Annotated in this window: 1 pseudogene; it reads right to left on the reverse strand. The window is 48.4% G+C overall.

The features are described from left to right. Positions 1 to 654 (reverse strand): annotated as a pseudogene (locus tag AC1DVP_RS21365) (hypothetical protein); the annotation flags it as partial.

The following is a 654-nucleotide window of genomic DNA, read 5'->3' on the forward strand; positions in this document are numbered from 1 at the left end:
GGTTCCGTTTGCTCCAGCTAYACCTTGCGGTCCTGTTAGATTTGGAGTTGTRAAAGTGCTWCCGTCCGTATAAGTAATCGTGAAAGTGCCGTTTCCGTTATCGGTTGTGCTGGCAATTCCTTTTCCGTCTGCTCCGTTAGCACCATTGGTTCCGTTTGCTCCAGCTATACCTTGCGGTCCTGTGAAATTTGGGGTCGTGAAAGTGCTACCGTCGGTATAAGTAATCGTGAAAGTGCCGTTTCCGTTATCGGTTGTGCTGGTGATTCCTTTTCCRTYKGYTCCRTTRGTTCCGTTTGCTCCAGCAACACCTTGCGGTCCTGTTAGATTTGGGGTCGTRAAAGTGCTWCCGTCCGTATAAGTRATSGTGAAAGTGCCGTTTCCRTTATCTGTTGTRCTGGCAATTCCTTTTCCGTCTGCTCCGTTAGTTCCGTTTGCTCCAGCTATACCTTGCGGTCCTGTGAAATTTGGAGTTGTGAAAGTGCTACCGTCCGTATAAGTGATGGTGAAAGTGCCGTTTCCGTTATCGGTTGTGCTGGCAATTCCTTTTCCGTCTGCTCCGTTAGCACCATTGGTTCCGTTTGCTCCAGCTATACCTTGCGGTCCTGTTAGATTTGGRGTYGTGAAAGTGCTACCGTCCGTATAAGTAATSGTGAA

Source organism: Flavobacterium sp. P3_A6, assembly GCF_056403035.1.